The 23519-nt window shown below is 70.0% G+C and carries 2 protein-coding genes (1 of these 2 running past the window's edge); both read right to left on the bottom strand.

The genetic code is table 11. From position 1 onward, the window contains the following. Window positions 1-24: 24 nt before the first annotated feature. Window positions 25-14550 (bottom strand): amino acid adenylation domain-containing protein, encoded by a 14526-nt coding sequence (locus VUG52_RS12965; RefSeq protein ID WP_331833070.1) that lies wholly within the window; start codon window positions 14548-14550, stop codon window positions 25-27. Beyond that, window positions 14547-23519, bottom strand: partial view of a non-ribosomal peptide synthase/polyketide synthase gene (locus tag VUG52_RS12960; RefSeq protein WP_331833068.1) — the 3' end only. Its footprint extends 16482 nt past the window's final position; only the last 8973 of its 25455 coding nucleotides appear in the window; the start codon falls outside the window, past its right edge; it ends in the stop codon at window positions 14547-14549. The genes VUG52_RS12965 and VUG52_RS12960 overlap by 4 nt, the downstream gene beginning before the upstream one ends.

Below are 23519 nucleotides of genomic sequence, written 5' to 3'. Positions count from 1 at the left end.
GCATGCCCCGCGCCCACGACGGTGTTACTGCTTCACCCTGCCGTGATACAGGGCCTGCCCGTCATGCCACCACGCCGCCAGGCTGAACACATCCGGCACCTTGAGGATGCTGAAGTGGTTGCCCGGCCCCTGCCATACCTCCAGTTGTGGCAGCCAATCGCGCCAGCCCTCCTCCATGGCCTGCTGCTCGCGCTGGTTGCCGGCGGCGTCCAGGCTCGGATCGGCCACCAGCACCAGCCGCGCCAGGCCGTTGAACCCGCCCTCGGGACGGTACACCGTGCGCAGGGCCGTGGCGAAGGTCCGCACCACGCCCTCGAGCGCCTGCGCCGAGGAACGCGACGGCATCAAGCCGACCCGCACCATGGCCGCGTGCAACTGGCGCAGTTGCTCCTGATCGTCGGTTTCGGCAAAGGCCGCAGGTTCGATGCCCAACGACTTGCCGGTGGACAGCTGCAACGACTCGATCAGCCGCTGCAGGGCCTGGGTAAAGGTGTACGGCTTGCCGCAACTGCCCGCCGCGCCCGGCGCCTCGCTGTCGATCAGGGTCAGGGAGCGCACTTCGCGCCCCTTGGCCTGCAGGCGTAGCGCCATGGCATGGGCCACCCAGCCACCGAACGAATGCCCGACCAGGTTCAACGGGCCTTCGGGGTACAGCGCCTCGATGGCCCGGACATGGCAGTCGGCGGCGGCCTCCACGGCGCTGTGCGGCACCTCGCCCGCGGCCAGGCCCCGGGCCTGCAGGCCATGCACCGGCCAGTCCGGCCCCAGCGCTTCGGCCAGGCCGATAAAGCTGGTCACGCTGTCGCCGGCCCCCGGCACGCAGAACACCGGGATATGGGACGGCGTGCCGCTCTGGATCGCCAGCAGCGGCTGGTGTGTCGGCGGAGCGGCGCCGGGTGCGGCCTGCAACGCCTGCGCGATAGCCTGACCCAACACCGCCGCCTGCGGATCCTGCACCATGCTCTGGTGATCGCCCGGCACGCTCAGGCACTGCAACGCCTGCCCCGGCAAGGCCTCGGCCCAGCCCAGGGTCGGGCTGTCGGTGACGATGCCGGCGCTGCGCTGCTCGGCCACGAACAGGTGCAGCGGCACCGGCAGCGGTGCCAGCCGGTAGTGGGCCAGGGCATGCCCATGGGCCAGGTGACGCTCGAAGAAGTGACGCAATTGCCCGTCGCTGGCCTGGACCAGGCCGGGCACCAGCAACTGGCGCTCACGGCAGTGGGCGAGCAGTGCTTCGAACGCCAGCGCCCCGGGCTGCAATGCCACGATCTCGGCCAACTGCGCGGCTCCCGCCTCGCCCTGGGCCTGCCAATGCACCCGGCAATGCAGCAACAGCTGCCCTTGCAGCAGGTGCGGCCCTTGCCAGCGCGCCTTGCCCTGGTCGCTCAGGCGCGGCACATAGGTGTCGATCAGGCCGACGAAGGCCACCGGCTCGTCCGCGCCCAGCAACTGCGCGGCCACCTCGTAGGCCAGCACGCCGCCGAACGACCAGCCGGCCAGCCGATACGGCCCGTGCGGCTGCACGGCGCGGATCCGCCGTACCAGGCGTGCCGCCAGGCACTCCATGGTGTTCAGCTGCGCTTCCCCGGGGGCGACGCCAGCCAGGCCATAGACGGGGAAATCACCTTCGATATGCCGCCCCAGGACCGGGAAGTACAGGTCCAGGCCACTGAACTCGTGGATCAGGAACAATGCAGGCTGGCTGCCTGCGGCACGCACCGTGACCAGGCCTTCGTCCTCCTCCGCACCCTGGCCCAGGCGCGCAGCCAGGGTGGCGATGGTCGGGTGCTGGAACAGCTGCGCCAGGGTCGTGTGCAGGCCGGCCTGGCGCATCTCGCCCACCAGGCGGATCGCCGACAGCGAATGCCCGCCCAGTTCGAAGAAGCTGTCATGCCGCCCGACCCGCTCGACTTCCAGTACCTGCGCCCACAGCGCGGCCAACGCCAGCTCCACCGGTGTTGCGGCGGCCTCGAACACTGCCACGGCCAGGTCCTGCGCGCCCGGCAGCGGCAGCGCCCGGCGGTCGACCTTGCCATTGTTGGTCAACGGCAGCGCCTCGAGCGCGACGAACGCCGCCGGCAGCATGTACTCCGGCAGCCGTTGGCGCAGGAATCCGCGCAACGCCACGCCGTCGAGGGCTGCGTCGGTACGGGTGTACCAGGCCACCAGGCGCAGCGGTCCCTGCTCCAGGCGCAGAGCCATGACCACGACTTCGTCCACGCCCGGACACTGGGCCAGGTGCTGCTCGATCTCGCCCAGCTCGATACGGAAACCACGGATCTTCACCTGATCGTCGGTGCGTCCCAGGCATTCCAGCTGGCCGTCATCACGCCAGCGGGCCAGGTCGCCGGTGCGGTACAACCTCGCGCCGGGCCCAGTGCCGAACGGGTCGTCGAGGAAACGCTCGGCCGTCAGTCGCGGGCGATTCAGGTAGCCCAGGGCGACGCCGTCGCCGCCAATGTACAGCTCGCCGGTCACGCCTTCGGGCAGCAGGCGCCCGTGGGTATCGAGGACATAGGCCGTGGTGTTGCCGATCGGGCCGCCGATCGACACATGCTCGGCGCCGTCGGCCACGGCCCGCACGGTGCAGGCGGTGGCAAAGGTGGTGGTCTCGGTGGGTCCGTAGCAGTGCACCAGGCGCAGGTTCGGCGCCCGCGCCAGCAACGCCCGGAAGCTGGCAGGCTCGCCGCGCTCGCCGCCGCACAGCAGGATCCGCAGCCCGGCCAGGGCCTCGGGGATCAGCTGCACATACTGGTTGAACAGCGCCGTGGTGACGAACATCACGCTGGCGCCACCCTGGCGCAACGCGGTGGCGAACTGCGTCGGCTCGACCAGGGTCTGGTGATCGATCACCAGCACCTGGCCGCCGTTGAGCAGGCCGCCCCAGACATCCAGGGTGGCGGCATCGAACGCCGGGTTGGAGACGAAGGCGAAACGGTCGCTGGCATCGAAATCGGCATAGCCGTTGTTCAGCACCAGCCGGGTGATGCCGCGGTGGGTTACCCGCACGCCCTTCGGCGTACCGGTGGAGCCCGAGGTGTACATCACATAGGCCACCGCGTCGGCGTCCTGCGCGAGGTTCGGGTTGTGCGTCGGTTGGTCGTCGAGGGCCAGGCAGTCCAGGTCGATGCGCCGCGCCTCGCATTCCGCCGCCAGGCTGCCAAGGGTCAGTAGCGCCACGGCCTGGCAGTCCTGGACCATGAACGCCTGGCGTTCGGCCGGGGCGTTGATGTCCAGCGGCACGTAGATGGCCGCGCACTTGAGCACGGCCAGCTGCGCCACCAGCAAGGGCAACGAACGCGGCAGCAGGATCGCCACCGGGTCACCTGCCGCCACGCCCTCGCCGATCAGCCAGTGGGCCAGGCGGTTGGCTTGCTCGTTGAGCTCGCCGTAGGTGAGCTGGCGTTCATCATGGCGCGCCGCCAGCGCCAGTGGGTGCCGCGCCACCTGCTGCTCGAACAGGCGCTGCACCGGCAACGCTCGCGGGTAATCACGTTGCGTGGCGTTAAAGCCCACCAGCAACCGCTGGCGCTCCCCGGCTGGCACGATATCCAGCCGTTCCAGGCCTCGTTCGGGATCCTCGGTCAGGGCCTCGACCAGGTTTTCCAGGGCCTGCTGCAGATAACCGCACAGGCGCCGCGCATCCAGGCCCGGCGCACACTGCGCGGTCAGGCCGAAGCCTTCGCCCAGATCGTCGATGCTCAAGGCCAGCGGGTAGTTGCTGCGTTCCTCGGCATGCAGCAGCTCGATGCCTTCCCAGGCACGCCCGGCCGCACTGTCACGGACCAGGGCCGTGGCACTGTGGCGATAGTTGAGCAAGGCGCTGAACAGCGGCGCGCCGGGCGGCAGCGCGCTGCAACGCTGGGCCAGGGCCAGTTGCGCATGCTCGTGCACCAGCAGCCCGGTAAGCCGGCGGTGGGTGTCGAGCAGCGCCTCGCGCACCGGCAGGCGGCCCACCTCCAGGCGCAGCGGCAAGGTGTTGATGAACACGCCCAAGGCGCGCTCCACGCCTTCGCCACCCTGCAGGCGACCGAGCAGCACGGTGCCGAACACCACGCTGTCGCGCCCCGACAACTGCCCCAGCACCATCCCCCAGGCCAGGTGCATCAGGCTGGCGGCACCGACACCCAGCAATCGCGCTTGCTCACGCAGGCGTCGCGCCAGCCCGTCGTCCAGCAGTATCCGGGCTTCGGCCTCGGCGCCCTGATGGGCCAGCGGATGCGGACCATAGGGCAAGGTCGGCTCGTCGATGTCGCCCAGTTGTTCGCGGAAGAACGCCTCGTGCTCGGCCTCGCCCGCGCCCTGCAGCACCTGGGCGATGTAGTTGCGGTACGGCACCGGCGCGGGCAACCGGTGCTGCTCGCCGAGCAGGCAGGCCTGCAGCTCGGCGCGCAGCACATCCTGGGCCACGTGGTCCATGACCAGGTGGTGGAACAGCAAGGTCGCGGTGATGCGCCCGCTGGCCGGGTCCTGGCTGTGCAGCAAGCGCAGCATGGGCGCGCGGGTCAGGTCCAGGCGCAGGACCTGCGGCGCCTGCGCCGTCACCTCCTGTACCGGCAGCGAGGCCTGGCGCCACACCACCTGTACGGGCTCGGCGAGGCCGTCCCAATACAGCGAGGAACGCAGGATATCGTGACGGGCGATCACCTGGTCCAAGGCCCGCTGCAGCGCCTCCAGCCGCGCGCGGTCGGCCACGGCGAAACGCGCCTGCAACAGGTACGGATCATCCCCCTCGCTGGCCAGGTGGTGGTAGAGAATCCCCGCCTGCAACGGCCCCAGCGGGTAGATGTCCTGCACGTTGGCGGCGCCGCCCGGGACCTGGGCGACGATGCGGTCGATGGCCGCCTGCTCCAGCGCCACCAGCGCCAGCAGGTCCGGTGTGATGCGTCGGCAGTCGGCACCAATACGGTTGGCCGGCACCCGGGTCCCGCCATGCTGGCCCAGGGTCGCGGCCAGGGCGGCCAGGGTCGGCTCGGCGAACAGCACGCGGATATCCGCCTCCAGGCCCTCGGCGCGCAGGCGGGCGATCAGGGTCACCGCCAGCAGCGAGTGGCCACCCAGTTCGAAGAAGTGGTCCTGGCGCCCTACCCTCGGCACGTTCAGCAGCTCGGCCCACAGCGCCGCCAGATGGATTTCGGCTTCCCCTTGCGGCGCCTCATAGGCACGGCTGAGCACGGCTTCGGCGCCGGGCTCGGGCAACGCCTGGCGGTCGAGCTTGCCGTTGGCGGTCAGCGGCATGGCCGGCATCGCCACATAGGCCGACGGCGCCATGTAGTCCGGCAGTCGCGCCAGGGCATGCCGGCGCAGCGCCTCGATCCCGGGCGCGTCGTCGTGGACGGTGAACCAGGCGACCAACCGCTCGCCACGCAGCAGCACCACCACTTCACGAATGGCGGGATGACTGGCCAGGCAGGCCTCGATCTCGCCCAACTCGATGCGCAGGCCATGCAGCTTGACCTGGAAGTCGTCGCGGCCGAGGAACTCTAGCTCGCCGTCGGCGCGGCGGCGCACCAGATCGCCGCTGCGGTACAGGCGCTCGCCGACCACGAACGGGCTGTCGCCGAAGCGCTCGGCGTCTAGTTCCGGCAGGCCCAGGTAGCCACGGGCCACGCCGACGCCACCGATGTGCAGCTCGCCCACCACGCCACGGGGCACCGGCAGGCCGTTGCGGTCGAGCACGTACAGCCGGGTATTGGCGATCGGCCGACCGATCGGTGGCGCGCTTTCAGGCAGCGCTTGCCCGGGTTCCAGGGTCCAGACGCTGCAATCGACGGTGGCCTCGGTCGGGCCATAGACGTTGTGCAGGCGCACCTGCGGCAGGCGCTCGCGCACCTGGTGCAGCAACGCCGTGGTCAGCTCGCCGCCGCCACAGACGATATCGGTGAGGCTGTCGCAGGCCGCGCTGGCCTCAAGGGCGAGGAACTGCTGCAGCAGCGCCGGCACGAACTGCACCACGCTGACCCGCTGGCGCTGGATCAGCGCCGCCAGGTAGGCCGGATCGCGCTGACCGTCCGGACGCGCCAGCACCAGGCGCAGGCCGGCGCACAGTGGCCAGAACAATTCCCACACCGAGGCGTCGAAACTCACCGGGGTCTTGTGCAGCAGCGCGCCCTCGACGGTCGGGGCGATCAGCCGCGAGCTCCAGTGCACCAGGTTGCACAGGCTGCGGTGCTCGACCATCACCCCTTTCGGCGTGCCGGTGGAGCCGGAGGTGTAGATCACGTAGGCCAGGTGGCGGGCACCCAGGCCGCTCACCTGCGGATTATCCGGCGACTGGCCGGTCCAGGTCGGCTGGTCGAGGTTCAGGCGCGGTACCGCGCTGTCGACGAAGCGCCCGCGGCTGCCGGCATCCACCAGCAATGCCAGCGGCGCGCTGTCGGCAAGCATGTAGGCCAGGCGCTCGTCGGGGTAGCCCGGGTCCAGCGGCACGTAGGCGCCGCCGGCCTTAAGCACCGCCAGCAGCCCGACCAGCAGTTGCGGCCCACGGGCCAGGCACACCGCGACGCGGCTGTCGGCGACCACGCCCTGGGCGATCAGCTGATGGGCCAGGCGGTTGGCCGCCTCGTTCAGTTGCCGGTAGCTCATCTGGCCGTCCTCGGCCTGCACCGCCAACGCCTGCGGCATACGCGCCACCTGCGCCTCGAACAACGCCTGCACCGGTTGCTGCAGGCCACCGACCAATTCGCTGGCATTGCAGGTCACCAGCTCCTGGCGGCGCTCGGCGGCGCCCAGCAGCTCGACCTTCGCCGGCACCGCCTGGTCGCTGCCGGCCATCGCCCACAGCAATTGCTCCAGGTAGCCGACATGGCGTTCGATGGTCGCCCGGTCGAACAGCGCCGTGGCGAACTCCAGGGCGCCGCCGTAGCCGTCGGCGGTCTCGCCCAGGCTCAGGGTCAGGTCGAACTTGGCGAAGATCTGCGCGCCGCCCAGCGCCTCCAGTTGCAGGTCGCCCAGTTGCAAGGCCTCGCCCGGCACGCCGTTCCAGGCCAGCGACACCTGGTACAACGGGGTATGGGCCAGGCTGCGCGGCGGGTGCAGCAGTTCCACCACCTGTTCGAACGGCAGGTCCTGATGGTCCTGGGCCTGGCTGACGCAGGCCTTGACCCGGGCCAGCAGCGCGCCGACATCGGGCAGTCCGGCGGTATCGATGCGCAGGGCCAGGGAGTTGACGAACAACCCGATCAGCCCTTCGACCTCTGCCTGCCGACGGTTGGCCACCGGCGTGCCGATCACCACCTCGGCCTGGCCGGACAGGCGCGCCAGCAGCACCGCCCAGGCAGCGCCGAACAGCATGAACGGGGTGACGCCATGGCGCAGGCACAGCGCTTTGAGGTCCTCGCTCAGACGCCGGTCCAAACGTATCTCGACCCGGTCACCCTGATAGTCCTGGCGGGCCGGCCGCGGCCGGTCGGTGGGCAGGGTCAGCAGCACCGGCGCGCCGGCCAGGGCCTGTTGCCAGTATTCGCCCTGGCGCTGCAGCGCGTCGCCGGCCAGCCAGCGGCGCTGCCACAGGGCGTAGTCGCCGTACTGGATCGCCAGCGCCGGCAGCGGATCGTCGCGCCCTTCGCTGAAGGCCTGGTACAGCGCCGCCAGCTCCTGGGTGAACACACCCATCGACCAGCCGTCGGCGACGATATGGTGCAAGGTCAGCAGCAGCACGTGATGCTCCGCCGCCAGGCACAGCAGGCGGCCACGCACCGGCAACTGGTGCGCCAGGTCGAAGGGCAGCAGCGCTTCGGCCTGCATCAGTTCGGGCAGCTGCTGCGCGGCGCCGCGCAGGTCGTGCCAGGCCAGGGCGAAGCCGCCACGCCCTGGGGCCACCCGCACCCGCGCCTCGGCGCCTTCCTGGGTAAAGTGGCTGCGCAGGCTCTCGTGACGCTCGATGATGCGCGCCAGTGCCCGCTCCAGCGCCGCACGGTCCAGCGGGCCGCGCATGGCCAGGCCCAGGGGAATATGGTAGGCGGCGCTGGCATCGTCCATCTGCGCCAGGAACCACAGGCGCTGCTGGGCGAACGACAGCGGCAGGGACTGGCCACGGGACGTCGGTTCGATGGCCGGCAGCACCTCGCCACCGCGCTCGGCCAGGGTCGCCGCCACCGCCAGCAGGCGGTCGTCGCCGAACAGCTCGCCCAGCGACAGTTCCCGACCCAGGCGTGCACGCACCTGGCCGACCATGCGCATGGCCAGCAGCGAATGGCCGCCCAGTTCGAAGAAGCGGTCCTGGCGCCCTACCCGTTCCAGCTGCAGCAGCTCGCACCAGAGCTCGGCCAGGGCCATTTCCAGCACGCCTTCGGCGGCCTCGTGGGCCTGACTGGCCGATGCCTCGCGCTCGGGCAACGGCAGCGCCCGACGGTCGACCTTGCCGTTGGCGGTCAATGGCCAGGCATCCAGGCGCACCAGCGCGGCAGGTACCATGTAAGCCGGCAGACGCTGTTGCAGGGCGGCGCGCAGGGCGCCGACCGGCTGCGCCTCGGGGCCGGCAATGTAGTAGGCAACCAGGCGCGGCTGGCCGGGCTGGTCCTCGCGGGCCAGCACCAGCGCTTCGGCGACGCCGGGCAAGGCCAGCAGTTGTGCCTCGATCTCCCCCAGCTCGATGCGCAGGCCGCGCACCTTCACCTGGTCGTCGTTGCGGCCCAGGTAGTCCAAGGTACCGTCGGCGTTCCAGCGGGCCAGGTCACCGGTGCGGTACATGCGTGCGCCGGGCTGCTCGCTGAACGGGTCGTCGAGGAAGCGCTCGGCCGTCAGTTGCGCGCGGTTCAGATAGCCCCGCGCCACCCCGGCACCGCCCACGTAGAGCTCGCCGGTCACACCGCACGGTACCAGTTGCCGCGCCTCGTCCAGCAGGTAGACCCGGGCATTGGCGATCGGCCGGCCGATGTCCAGCGCCCCGCCCGGCAGCACCAGCCCGGAGGTGGCGACCACCGTCGCCTCGGTGGGACCATAGTTGTTGACCACCACGCAGCCCGGGTCGCTGGTGAACTGGCGCAGACGGTCGCCACCGATCAGCAGGGTGCGCAGGGTCGGATGGCGCAGCCCCTGGGTGAAGGCATATTCGGCGACCGGTGTCGGCAGGAAGGCCACTTTCAGCGGTTGCTCCAGCCACCAGGCCAACAGCCCGTCGAGCTGCTCGTTGCCCAGCTCGGCCGGCGGCAGGTGCAGCACCGCGCCGGCGCACAGGGCCGGCCACACCTCCCAGGCCATGGCATCGAAGCCGAAGCCGGCGACGCTGGCGGTGTGCTCGCCGGCGCCCAGCTCGAAGGCCTTGCAGTGCCAGTGCACCAGGTTGGCCAGGGTACGGTGCTCGACCATCACCCCCTTGGGCTGCCCGGTGGAGCCCGAGGTGTAGATCACGTAGGCCAGGTGGCTGGCCAGCAGGCCGGGCAGCTCGGGATTGTCCGTGCGCGCCGGCCAGTCCGGCCGGTCCAGGGCCAGCACAGGCACGGACAACCCGTCCAGGCGCGCCAGCAGCGCCTGCTGGGCCAGGACCACAACGGGGGCGCTGTCCTCGAGCAGGTAGCGCAGGCGCTCATCCGGATGCGCCGGGTCCACGGGCACATAGGCGCCACCGGCCTTGAGCACCGCCAGCAGCGCCACCAGGGTGTCCAGGCCGCGCCGGGCGACCACCGCTACCCGGTCGTCCGGCCCCACGCCGCGTTCGATCAGGTGATGGGCCAGGGCGTTGGCGCGCTGGTTCAGCTCGCCGTAGCTCAGGCGTGCATCGCCGGCCACGGCGGCCATCGCCTGCGGGGCACGGGCCGCCTGGGCCTCGATCAGGGTCGCCAGGGTCTGGTCGACCGGGAATGCCCGGGCGCTGCCATTGAAGGTATGCAGCAGGCGCCGGCGTTCGACGTCACCGACCAGTTCGACCTCGGCCAGGGGTGCCTGGTCGTTGGCGACCATGGCCCGCAGCAGGCGCTCGAAGTAACCGGCGAAACGGTGCACGGTGCTTTCATCGAACAGCGCCGTGGCGTACTCGAGGCTGCCGACTAGCGCCTCGCCCTGCTCGCCCATGCTCAGCGACAGGTCGAACTTGGCCACCTGGTTGGCCTGGGGCACGCCCTCCAGGCGCAAACCCGCCAGGCTCGGCGCGGCGCCCTCGGTGGCCAGCCAGTTGAGGGTGGTCTGGAACAACGGCGTATGGCCGAGGCTGCGCGCCGGGCGGACGATCTCCACCACCTGTTCGAACGGCAGGTCCTGATGCGCCTGGGCGTCGAGCAGGCGTGCCTTCACCTGGGCCAGCAGGCGCTCGCTGCTCGGCGCGCCCGACGTGTCGATGCCCAGCGCCAGGGTGTTGACGAACAGCCCCACCAGCGGCTCCAGCTCGGCATGGCCGCGCCCGGCCACTGGGCAGCCCACCACGACTTCACTTTGGCCGGACAGCCGTGCCAGGGTCGCGGCCCAGGCACTGAGCAGCACCATGTACAGTGTTGCCTGATGCCGCTGGGCCAGGGCCCGCAGGCCGGCACCGAGACGCGCATCCAGCTGCAGCGCCAGGCTGGCGCCGCTGAAGTCCTGGCGTGGCGGTCGTGGCCGATCACTCGGCAGGCTCAGCAGGGTCGGCGCACCGTCCAGGGCCTGGCGCCAGTAGTCGGCCTGGCGTTGCAGTTGCTCACCGGCCAGCCAGCGCCGCTGCCACACGGCATAGTCGCCGTACTGGATCCCCAGGGTCGGCAACGGATCGTCCTGGCCCTGGCACATGGCCGGGTACAGCGCACCCAGCTCACGGGTCAGCACGCCGAGGGACCAGCCGTCGGCGACGATATGGTGCAGGGTCAGCAGCAGCACATGGTGCTGATCCTCCAGGCGCAGCAGGCTGGCGCGCAACAGTGGTCCCTCGACCAGGTCGAACGGCGCGCTGGCCTCGGCCTGCAGGTGCGCGGCCAGGTCATCGGGCGCCAGGCTCAGGCGCCGCAGCCAGCCCGGTTGCGGTTTTTCGGCGATGTGCACCTCGGCACTGTCGCCTGCGGGCACGAAGCGGCTGCGCAGGCCCTCATGGCGCGCGACGATGCACAGCAAGGCGCGTTCCAGCGCGTCGGCATCCAGCGAGCCACGCAGGCCCAGGGCCAGCGGCACGTTGTAGGCCTGGCTGCCGCCCTCCAGCTGGGCCAGGAACCACAGGCGCTGCTGGGCGAACGACAACGGCAGGGGCTGCTCGCGGGACACCGCGACGATGGCCGGCAGCGTGCTGTGCCCGGCGCTCGCCAGCACCTGGGCCACGGCGGCCAGCTCGGGATTGGCGAACAGCTCGGCCAGGGTCAGCTCGACGCCGAGCCGCAGGCGCACCTGGGACACCATGCGCATGGCCAGCAGCGAATGGCCACCCAGGGCGAAGAAATGGTCATGCCGGCCAACCCGCTCCACCTGCAGCAGTTCGGCCCACAGCTGGGCCAGGGCGCTTTCCAGTTCGCCCTCGGGGGCCACGTAGCCGCGCTCGAACAGCGCCGAACGCTCCGGCGCCGGCAAGGCGCGGCGGTCGAGCTTGCCGTTGGCGGTCAGCGGCAGCGCCTCCAGCGCGACGAAGGCCACCGGCACCATGTACTCCGGCAGATGGACAAGCAGTTGCGTGCGCAGGTGCTCGGGCAAGGGTGCCTCGAGTCCGGTTTGCGCGGTGAAATAGGCCACCAGGCGCGGCTGGCCCGGCTGGTCCTCGCGGGCCACCACCACGGCCTCGCCGATGCCTGGCAGGCTGTTCAGGCGGTTCTCGATTTCGCCCAACTCGATACGCACCCCGCGAATCTTCACCTGGTCGTCGTTGCGCCCCAGGTAATCGAGGGTGCCGCCGGCCAGCCAGCGCACCAGGTCGCCGGTACGGTACATGCGCGCGCCCGGGGTGGCCGCGAACGGATCGTCGAGGAAGCGCTCGGCGGTCAGCTGCGGGCGGCCAAGGTAGCCACGGGCGACCCCGGCGCCGCCAATGTACAGCTCGCCCGCCACGCCCAATGGCACAGGCTGCAACCCGGCGTCGAGCACGTACAGGCGGGCATTGTCCACGGGGCCGCCGATGTGCAGCGCGCCCCCCGCCTCCACCACCCCGGAACTGGCCACCACGGTGGTCTCGGTCGGGCCGTAGTTGTTGACCACGGCAAAGGTCTGGGTGCGGTTGAACTGGCGCAGGCGATCGCCGCCGATCAGCAGGGTACGCAAGGTCGGGTGCCCGAGCTGATGGCTGAAGGCGTATTCGGCCACCGGCGTCGGCAGGAAGCTGACATCCAGCGGTTGGTCGCGCCACCAGGCCAGCAACGCATCGAGGTCCTCATGGCCCTCGCCGGCGGGCGCCAGGTGCAGGGTGGCCCCGACGCACAACGCCGGCCAGACCTCCCAGGCCATGGCGTCGAAGCCGAAGCCGGCCAGGCTCGAAGTGTGCCGGCCCAGGCACAGGTCGAAGGCCCGGCAGTGCCAGTCCACCAGGTTGTTCAAGGTGCGGTGCTCGACCATCACCCCCTTGGGCTGCCCGGTGGAGCCCGAGGTGTAGATCACGTAGGCCAGGTGTTCCGGTCCCAGGTCGGCGACGACGGGATCATCCAGCCGCTGCGGCCAGTCAGCCTGATCAAGCGCCAGCACGGGCACCGTGACCCCATCCAGGCGGCCACGCAACGCTTGTTGGGTCAGCACGGCCACTGGCGCGCTGTCGTCGAGCAGGTAGCGCACCCGCTCGTCCGGGTGGGCCGGGTCCACCGGAACATAGCCGGCGCCGGCCTTGAGCACCGCGGCCAGGCCAATCAGCGTGTCCAGGCCGCGGCGGGCGAACACTGCCACGCGGTCGTCGGGGCGCACGCCCAGGCCGATCAGGTGGTGGGCCAGGGCATTGGCGCGCTGGTTCAGTTGCTGATAAGTCAGCGACTGGTCATTGGCAGTGGCGGCCAGGGCGTGGGGATGGGCCTGGGCCACGGCCTCGATACGCCGATGCAACGGACCGTGCGGCTGTTCGATGCCCGGGGTCTGGTTGAAGGTTTCCAGCAGCTCCTCACGCTCGTCGCCAGGCACCATCGGCAGCGCCCTGATTTCAGCGGTGGGCGTTGCCGCGAGCAGGCTGCGCAGGGTCTGCTCCAGATAGGCGCAGACACGCCGTGCCGGCACCTCGGGGCTGGCTAGCAAAGTCAGGCGGAAGGCTTCGCCGAAGTCGTCGACACTCAGGGTCAAGGGGTAGTTGGTGGCTTCGGCGGCATGCACGATCTCGATCCCGGCCCAGCCGGCGCGCAGCAACGCTTCGGACCCCGAGGCCGCGCTGTGGCGGTAGTTGAGCAAGGCGTTGAACAGCGGCGTCGGCGCCGCCACGCCGCTGCAGCGCTGGGCCAGGGCCAAGGGCGCGTGCTCATGGCGCATCAGCGTGCTCAGGCGCTGGTGGGTGGCCTTGATTGCGCTGGCCAGGTCGGCGGCGTCCAGGTCCACCCGCAGCGGCAAGGTATTGATAAAGATGCCCAGCGCCCGGTCGGTGGCCTCGGCGCCTTGCAGGCGGCCCATCAGCACGGTGCCGAACACCACCTGGTCGCGCCCGGTCAGGCCGCCCAGCACCCGCGCCCAGGCCAGGTGGAACAGGCTGGCGACGCTCACCCCCTGGCTGCGGGCCTGGGCGCGCAGCTCGCGGCACAGCGCCAGGTCGAGGTCCAGCGCGTGCTCGTTCAGCGCCGCGCCATCCCCTTGCACATCGGCCAGGCCATAGGCCAGGGTCGGCGCATCCACGCCGCCGAGCATGTCGCGGAAGAACGCCTCGTGCTCGGCCTCGCCGACGCCCAGCAGGGCCTGGGCCACATGGTTGCGGAACGGCAGCGGACGGCCCAGCCGGGCGCTTTCGCCAAGCAGGAAGGCAAGCATCTCGTGACGCACCACCTCAAGGGCACTGTGGTCCATGGCCACATGGTGGAACTGCAGGGTCGCGTGGACCTGTCCATCCACCTGCGCGGCCTGGCATTGCAGGCGGATCAACGGTGCCTGGGTCAGGTCGAAGCCGCTGTCCGGCAGCTGGCCCTCGGCGAGCTGGGTGACCCGCAGGCGGGCCTGGCGCCAGACCACCTGCACCGGCGTCTCCAGGGCCTTCCAGTGCACCGAGGTGCGCAGGATGTCGTGACGGTCGATCACCCCTTGCAGGGCCTGGGCGAAGGCCTCGACCCGGGCGCTGCTGGCGAACACGAAGCGCGCCTGCATCACATAGGGATCGTGGGCGCCGGCGCTGGCATGGTGGAACAGCATGCCTTGCTGCAAAGGCACCAGCGGGTAGATGTCCTGCACATTGGCCGCGCCGCCGGGCACGCCCTCAACCAACTGGTCGATGCTGGCCTGGTCGAGTTCGACCAGGCTGAGCATGGCCGGGGTGATCCGCGTGCAGCCGGCCGGGATGCGGTTTTCCGGGACCTCGACGCTGCCCTGGCGCGCCGCCACGTACTCGCCACGTTCGAGCATCTCCAGCAGCGCCGGCTTGTGCTCGCGCAGCCGCGCCACCAGCGCGGCGTCGCTCAGGGCCTGGCGATTGCCCTGGACCACCAGCTGGCCATCCTTGAGGGCCAGCTGGACATTGTTGGCGGCCAGGGTCGCCAGTAGTTCGTTGATGCTCACAGGACGATCTCCATTCTGTCTGTGATGGCGGCATAACCTGCCAGCGTCGGGTGTTCGAACAGGCTGCGCACGTCGGCTTCCAGGCCCGCCTCGCGCAAGCGCGAGGTGAGGGTCACGGCCAGCAGCGAGTGGCCGCCCAGTTCGAAGAAGTTGTCGTGGCGCCCTACCCGCTCCACGCCCAGCAGCTCGCCCCAGATACGCGCCAGCAGCTGTTCGGTGTCGCCCAGCGGCGCCTCGTAGGCACGCGCTGGCAGGTCTGGCTGCGGCAGCGCCTTGCGGTCGAGCTTGCCGTTGGGGGTCAGCGGCAAGGCGTCGAGGGCCATGAACAGCGCCGGTACCATGTACTCGGGCAGTTGCCCCAGCAGCGCCTCGCGCAGGGCCTCGGCGGGCGGCACGTCGCCGGTGACGTAGGCCACCAGGCGCGGGCCGGCCGGCTGGGCGTCGTGCACCAGCACCACGGCTTCGCGCACCCCAGGTATCCGAGTGAGACAGGCCTCGATCTCGCCCGGCTCGATGCGCAGGCCACGCAGCTTGATCTGGTGGTCGGTGCGGCCGAGGAACTCGAGGCTGCCGTCAGGGCGCTGGCGCACCCGATCGCCACTGCGGTACAGGCGCTCGCCGTCGGCGAACGGGCTGGCGATGAAACGTTCGGCCTGTTGCTCCGGCAACCCCAGGTAGCCACGCGCCACCCCGGCGCCGCCGATGTGCAGTTGGCCGGCGACGCCCAACGGCACGGGCTGGTCGTGGCCATCGAGCACGTACAGCCGGGTGTTGTCGATCGGTCGACCGATGGGCAGCGCGCCAGGCGTCAGCGGGTCCTGCGGGTGCAAGGTGCAGACGCTGCAATCGACCGTGGTCTCGGTCGGCCCGTAGACGTTGTGCAGCCTTGCCCGTGGCAGGCGCTCGCGCACCTGGCGCACCAGGGCCTCGGTCAGCTCGCCGCCGCCGCAGACGATATCGCTGAGGCTGCCGCAGGCCGCGCTGGCATCGTGTTCGAGGAACTGCTGCAGCAGCGCCGGCACGAACTGCACCACGCCGACCTGCTGCTGGCGGATCAGATCTGCCAGGTACTGCGGGTCGCGCTGGCCGTCCGGGCGCGCCAGCACCAGGCGCACGCCGCTGCACAGCGGCCAGAACAGCTCCCACACCGAGGCGTCGAAGCTCACCGGGGTCTTGTGCAACAACGCACCCTCACCCGGGAACAGCCCGGCGCTCCAGTGCACCAGGTTGACCACGTTGCGGTGCTCGACCATCACCCCCTTGGGCAACCCAGTGGAGCCGGAGGTGTAGATCACATAGGCCAGGCTGGCGGCGGTCAGGCCCGGCACCTGCGGGTTGTGGCTTGGCTGACGGGTCCAGTCCGCCTGGTCGAGATCGACCTGGGTCAGTGGCAGATCCCCCATCAGCGCCCGGGTGGCCGCCTGCACCAGGACCGCCCGTGGCTGGCTGTCGACCAGCATGTGGCGGATCCGTTCGGCCGGATAGTCAGGGTCCAGCGGCACATAGGCGCCACCGGCCTTGAGGATCGCCAGCAGGCCGACCACCAGCGACAAACCGCGCTCGACACAGATCGCCACACGATCGTCGGGCCGCACGCCCAGCGCGATCAGGTGATGGGACAGGCGGTTGGCCTGGGCGTTGAGCTGCTCGTAGCTGAGTTCACCCTGCTCGGCGCTGAGCGCAACGGCTTCGGGCGTGCGCAACGCCTGGGCCTCGAACAGTTCCTGGAGGGTCCGGTTCAGGTCGTGGGGCTGCGCCGTGCGGTTGAAGTCGTGCACCAGCTGGTCGCGTTCCGCGGCCGACAGCACTGGCAGTTGCAGCAGCGCTTGCCGTGGCTGATGGGCCAAGGCCTCGGCCATGGCCTCCAGCACCCGGCGCATCTGCTCGCAGACACGCGCGGCGCCAACCTCCGCCGGGGCCAGGGCGACCAGTCGGAAGCGTTCGCCGATATCGTCCACGCTCAGGCTCAGCGGATAGTTGCTGCGCTCGTTGCTGTCGAGGGTCTCGATGCCTTGCAAGGCCTGGCGCTGCTCCTCGTCCGCCTGGCTGCCGTGGCGGTAGTTGAGCATGGCGCTGAACAGCGGCGCCGGGGCCGGCACGCCACTGCAGCGCTGGGCCAGGGCCAGCGAGGCATGCTCGTGGGCGAGCAAGGCGCTCAGGCGCTGCTGGGTCTGGCGAACGGCGTCATGCAGGTCGATGCCTGCAAGGTCCAGGCGTAGCGGCAAGGTGTTGATGAACATGCCCAGCGCCTGGTCCGCTCCCGCGCCGCCTTCCAGGCGACCGAGCAGCACGGTGCCGAATACCACGCTGTCACGGTCGCTGGCGGCGGCCAGCAGGCGGGCGTAGGCCAGGTGGAACAGGCTGGCGACGCTGATGCCCAGCTGCCGTGCCTGCTGACGCAGACGGCTGGCCAGCGGTTCGCCCAGCCACAGTTGAGCTTCTTCGATGCCGAGGCCATCGACCTGCACATCACCCAGGCCGAACGGCAGGGTCGGCTCGTCGATATCCCCCAACTGCTCGCGGAAGAACGCCTCGTGCTCGGCCTGGCTGACGCCCAGCCGCGCCTGGGCCACGTAGTTGCGGTACGGCGCGCCTTGTTCGGCGGGCACCGGCGCGCCCTGCAGATAGCCGACCAGTTCCCGGCCGAGCACATCCAGCGCGGTATGGTCGAGGACGATATGGTGGAACTGCAGCACGGCCTGCCGTCCGGCGCCCTGCGCGTCCGGCCAGTGGTACAGGCGCACCAGTGGCGCCCGGTCGAGGGCCAGGGCATGGGGCACCGCAGTCTCGTCGGCCACCTCGATCAGCGCCAGCCCGGCCTGGCGCCAGACCACTTGCAATGCCTGCGGCAGGCCGTCCCACAGCACTGAAGTACGCAGCACGTCATGACGGGCGATGACCTTGCCCAGGGCATCGACGAAGGCGTGCAGCCGGTCACGGCTGGCGAAGGCCATGCGCGATTGCAGCACATAGGGGTCGTGCTCCGGCGAGCTGAGGTGGTGGTAGAGAATGCCTTCCTGCAACGGCGCCAGCGGGTAGATGTCCTGCACGTTGGCCGCGCCACCCGGCACCGTGGCGACGATGCGCTCGATGGCGGCCGGCTCCAGTTCCACCAGCGGCAGCATGTCCGGGGTGATCTGGGTGCAGCCGGCCGGGATCCGGTTGGCCGGGACCTCGACCTGGCGGCCATGGCCCAGGGTCGCCGCCAGCGCCGCTACCGTCGGCTGGCCGAACAGGGTGCGCACGTCGGCCTGCAGGCCGGCCTGGCGCAGCCGCGCGGTGAGGCTCACCGCCAGCAACGAGTGACCGCCGAGTTCGAAGAAATTGTCGTGACGACCGACCTGTTCGATGCCCAGGACTTCAGCCCAGATCGCGGCCATGGCCTCCTCGGTCGCGCCGATCGGGGCGACATAGGCCTGGCGTGCCAGGGCTGCAGGGTCAGGGTCCGGCAAGGCCTTGCGGTCCAGCTTGCCGTGGCTGGTCAGTGGCAGCTCGTCCAGGCGGACGAAGGCTTGTGGTATCAAGTGGCCCGGAAGGCGGGTTTGCAGTCCTTGGCGCAGGGTGTCGAGATCGACCACGGCAGCTTCGGTGAACCAGGCCAGCAGACGTTCGTTGCGCACCAGTACCACGGCATCCGCGATACCCGGCTGAGCCTTCAGCGCGGCCTCGATCTCGCCCAGCTCGACCCGCACGCCACGGATCTTCACCTGGTCGTCATTGCGGCCCTGGTAGTCCAGCGTGCCGTCGGCATTCCAGCGCACAAGATCGCCCGTGCGGTACATCCGGCCGCCGTTGAACGGATCGTCGACAAAGCGCTCGGCGGTCAGTTCAGGGCGGTTGAAGTAACCTCGGGCGACCTGCCCACCACCGATGTACAGCTCGCCGGTCACACCCACCGGCACGGGCTGGCGTTGCTCGTCGAGTACATAGACGCGGGTGTTGGCAGTCGGCTTGCCGATATGCAGCGCACCGCCCGGTTGCAACTGACCGGATGTCGCCACCACGGTGGTTTCGGTCGGGCCATAGTTGTTGACCAGGGCAAAGCCCGGATCGCGGTCGAACTGACGCAGGCGATCGCCGCCGACCAGCAGCGTGCTCAGGGTCGGGTGCTGGCGTTCACGGCGCAGCGCCTGCTCGGCGACCGGTGTCGGCAGGAAGCTCACGTGCAGCGGCTGCTCCAGCCACCAGTCGAGCAGTTCATCGACATGCTCGCCGCCGATGGACGCCGGCGGCAGATGCAGTACCGCTCCGGTGCTCAGTGCCGGCCAGGCTTCCCAGGCCATGGCGTCGAAGCCAAAGCCGGCGACGCTGGAGGTGTGGCTGCCGGCGCCCAACTCGAAGGCCTGGCAATGCCAGTGAACCAGGTTGGCCAGGGTGCGGTGCTCAACCATCACCCCCTTGGGCTGGCCGGTGGAGCCGGAGGTATAGATCACATAAGCCAGCTGATTTTCGTCCAGCCCTGCAACCACAGGATTGCTGGCCGCGTGGTCGAGCCAGTCATCGCCATCCATCAATACTTTAGCTACATCGCCGACCAACGCTTCGGTGGCCGATTCGACCAGCACCAATGCCGGTGCGCTGTCACTGAGCAGATAGGCAATCCGCTGCGCCGGATAGCCCGGATCGACCGGCACATACGCCGCCCCGGCCTTGAGCACGGCCAGCATCGCCACCAACCGTTGCGGGCCACGTTCCAGGCACAGTGCCACGCGATCGCCCAGGCTCACGCCACGCTCGATCAGGTGATGAGCCAGGCGGTTGGCACGCTGGTTGAGCTCGCCGTAGCTCAGGCTCAGTTCACCCTGTACAACGGCCAATGCTTCAGGCGTTTGGGCCTCGACCAACGCGTGCACGGTCTGCCCTCGTGGGTAGTCCATGTCCGTGACATTGAAACCTTCGAGCACCTGACGCCGCTGCGTGCCGTCGAGGATGGGCAGCCTGTCGACCTGCGCCGCGCCACCTTGCTCCAACGCCTGGATCAACTGGCTCACGGCAGCGGTCATCCAACCTGCGACCCGTTCGGCACCGATCCCCAGCTGGGCCAGCACGCTGAGGCTGAAGCCTTCCCCGTGGTCGTCCACGCTCAGGGTCAGCGGGTAGTTGCTGCGCTCTTCACCGCCCAGCTGATGCATGCCCTGGAAGCTTGCGGCATCCACACCGGCCGTATCCGTCGGGCTATGACGGTAGTTGAGCAAGGCACTGAACAGCGGCGCCGAGGCCGGCACGCCGCTGCAACGCTGGGCCAGCGCCAACGATGCATGCTCATGCCCGAGCAGCGCCGACAGCCGCTGGTGGGTGGCCTGCACCGCGGCGCGGGTGCCCTTGGCGGTGTCGATGCGCAGCGGCAAGGTATTGATGAACACCCCCAGCGCCCGGTCGGCGCCCTCGCCGCCTTGCAGACGGCCCATCAGCACGGTGCCGAACACCACGCCAGCACGCCCCGCCAGCACGCCCACCACGCGTGCCCAGGCCAGGTGCATCAGGCTCGCGGCGCTGACCCCGAGCATCCTTGCCTGCTCGCGCACCCGGCGCGACAAGGCCGGATCCAGCGGCAGGCGCGACTCCTCGATATCGCGCCCGTCGCCCTGCACATCGGCCAGGCCCATGGGCAAGGTCGGCTCGTCGACATCGCCGAGCATGTCGCGGAAGAACGCCTCGTGCCCCGCCTCGGCGGCGCCCAGGCGAACCTGGGCCACGTAGGTGCGGTACGGCACGGGCGCGCTCAACAGGTGCTGGCGACCGGAAAGGATCGCCTGCAGTTCGTGGACGATCACCTCCATCGCCGTGTGGTCCAGGGCCAGGTGGTGGAAGTGCAGGACGGCCACCACCCGTTGCAGGGCCGGGTCCAGGGCGTAGGTCAGGCGCAGCAGCGGCGCCTGGGTCAGGTCCAGCCGCTGCAGGCGGGCATCGAAGTGCGCGTGCAGCCGCTCGATCACTGCGTCTTCGCCGAGCCCGGTGACTTCGCTGACTGCCAGCTGGGCCTCGCGCCAGACCACCTGCACCGGCTCGCCCAGTCCTTCCCAGACCACCGAGGTGCGCAGGATGTCGTGGCGGTCGATGACCTGTTGCAGGGCCTCGGCGCAGGCCTGCAAGCGATCCAGGCTGTCGAAGGCCAGGCGGGTCTGCAGCAGGTATGGGTCGCCCTGCTCGGCACTGAGGTGATGGTAGAGGATGCCTTCCTGCAGGGGCGCCAGCGGGTAGATTTCCTGCACGTTGGCGGCGCCACCCGGCACGCTGGCGACGATTCGGTCGATGCTGGCCTGGTCGAGATCAATCAGACTGAGCATGTCCGGGGTGATGTGCATCGCATCGCTTGGGACACGGTTGGACGGCACCTCGATCTCACGTCCCGAGCCCACCGCAGCCGCCAGCGCCGCCAGGGTCGGCTGGGCAAACAGTACGCGCACATCGGCATCCAGGCCGGCCTTGCGCATGCGCTCGATCAGGCTTACCGCCAGCAGCGAGTGGCCGCCCAGTTCGAAGAAGTGGTCATGGCGACCCACTTGCTCGACTTTGAGCACCTCGGCCCAGATCGCGGCCAGCGCGGTTTCGATTTCACCTTGCGGCGCCTCGAAGGCACGGCTGACCAGCGCCTCACTGCCCGGCTGCGGCAAGGCGCGGCGGTCGAGCTTGCCGTTGGCGGTCAACGGTAGCGCATCCAGGAGCACATAGGCCGACGGCAGCATGTAGTCCGACAGCACGCCTTGCAGACGCTCATGCAGCTCGCCGATGGTCGGCGCCTGGCCGGTGAAGTAAGCGACCAGGCGCTTATCGCCCGGCACATCCTCGCGCACGATCACGGCGGCATCGCGCACACCCGGGCACTCGCCCAGGCGCGCCTCGATCTCGCCCAGTTCGATACGGAAGCCACGCAGCTTGATCTGCTGGTCGGCACGGCCCAGGTAACGCAGGGTACCGTCGGCCTGCCAGCTCACCAGGTCGCCGCTGCGGTACATCGTGCCACCGTTGAACGGATCCAGCAGGAAGCGCTCAGCCGTCAGTTCCGGCTGCCCCAGATACCCCAGGGCCACGCCGTCACCGGCAATGTACAACTCGCCCACCGCGCCCACTGGCAGCAACTGCTGGCGGGCATCGAGCACATAGCAGCGGCTGTTGCCGATCGGCTTGCCAATCGGGATGCTGCCCTCGCCCACCTCGGTGATTTCGTGGGTGGTGCTGAAGGTGGTGGCCTCGGTCGGGCCGTAGCCATTGAGCAGGTGTTGCGGCGCACCATCACGCAGTACCCGGGCGATCACCGCCGGGTCCAGCACATCGCCACCGACCATCAGGTAGCGAAGCGCTCGGAACGCCGGCAGCAGGTCGTCGGCGAACTGATGGAACAGGCCAGCGGTCAGCCACAGCACGGTGACGCCCTGCTCCAGCAGCACTTCGCGCAGGTCCTGGCGCGACAGCACCTGGTCCTGGTCGATCACTACCACAGCGCCGCCATTGAGCAACGGCGCCCAGACTTCCAGGGTGCTGGCGTCGAACGCCGGATTGGAGGCGAAGGCAACGCGGTCCTGGCTGTTGAAATCGGCAAAGCCGTTGTTGATCACCAGGCGCACGATGGCCCGGTGCGGCACCTGCACGCCCTTCGGCGTGCCGGTGGAGCCAGAGGTGTACATGATGTATGCCGCGCTGCCGGCGTCAACCGCCAGGCCCAGCGGCGCATCCGCGTAGCCCCCCAGATCGAGCCGGTCGAGTTCGACCCGACGCGCACCCTCCACTTGCGACTGGTCGCTGTAGGTCAGCACCAACCGCGCCTGGCTGTCGGCCACCATGAACGCCTGGCGTTCGGCCGGCGCGTTGCCGTCCAGCGGCACGAACACCGCCGCGCATTTGCTGACGGCCAGCTGGGCCGCCAGCAGATCGAACGAACGAGGCAGCAGCAAGGCTACCCGGTCACCCGCCTGTACGCCCTGCTCCAGCAGGTACCCGGCCAGCCGGCTGGCCTGCCGGTCGAGCGCCTGGTAGCTCCAGCGCCGCGTGCCATGGGCCACTGCCAGCGCATCCGGACAGGCCTTGGCCTGCGCCTCGAACAGGGCATGCACGGGCAGGTCGCGGGGATAGTCGCGACGGGTCGCATTGAACTGCCGCGCCACGCGCTCGCGCTCGGCGTCCGGCAAGGCGTTGATACGGTTCAACGGCGCCGCCGGCGTGTCCGCCAGGGTATCGGCCAACCGCGCCAAGGCCGTCTGCAGCAGCTGGCAGACCAGTGCCCCCTCCACTTGCGGCACCGCCTGCACGGTCAGGATGAAACCGTCACCCAGGTCGTCGACGCTGACCACCAGCGGGTAGTTGCTGCGCTCATGGGCGGCCAGCAGTTCGATGCCCTGCCAGGCCTGTGCGCGCTGCGCCCCGGAGGCCGCGCTGTGGCGGTAGTTGAGCAGGCTGGTGAACAGCGCCTGGGAGGCCGGCACGCCGCTGCAGCGCTGTGCCAGGGCCAGGGACGCCTGCTCATGGGCCAGCAGGCGCGCCAGGCGCTGGTGGGTCAGGCGCACGCCGTCGACCACGTCCATCCCGCCCACGCTGACCCGCAATGGCAAGGTGTTGATGAACATGCCCAACGCCCGCTCGGCGCCCTCGCCGCCCTGCAGGCGACCGAGCAGCACGGTGCCGAACACCACGTCCTCGCGGCCGGACAGCTGCGCCAGCACCTGCCCCCAGGCCTGGTGCACCAGGCTGGCGACGCTGATGCCCAGCAACCGTGCCTGCTGACGCAGGCGCAGGGCCAGTGGCTCGTCCAGTCGTTCGCGATGGTCGAGCACATGGCTGCCGTCGCCCAGCGCCCCGCGCAGGCCGAACACTTCGGTCGGCTCGTCGATATCACCGAGCAATTCGCGGAACAACACCTCCTGCGCCTGGCTGTCGTCACGCAGGCGCGCCTGGGCCACATAGTTGCGGTACGGCACGCTGTCGCCCTCGGGCATGCACCCCAGCAGCGCATCGCCGACCTCGGCCACCAGCAG

It is taken from the genome of Pseudomonas sp. LH21 (assembly GCF_036549575.1).
Classification (GTDB): domain Bacteria; phylum Pseudomonadota; class Gammaproteobacteria; order Pseudomonadales; family Pseudomonadaceae; genus Aquipseudomonas; species Aquipseudomonas peradeniyensis.
Note: the sequence above shows the minus strand (reverse complement) of the source record. Positions and strands in the feature narration are given on the sequence as shown.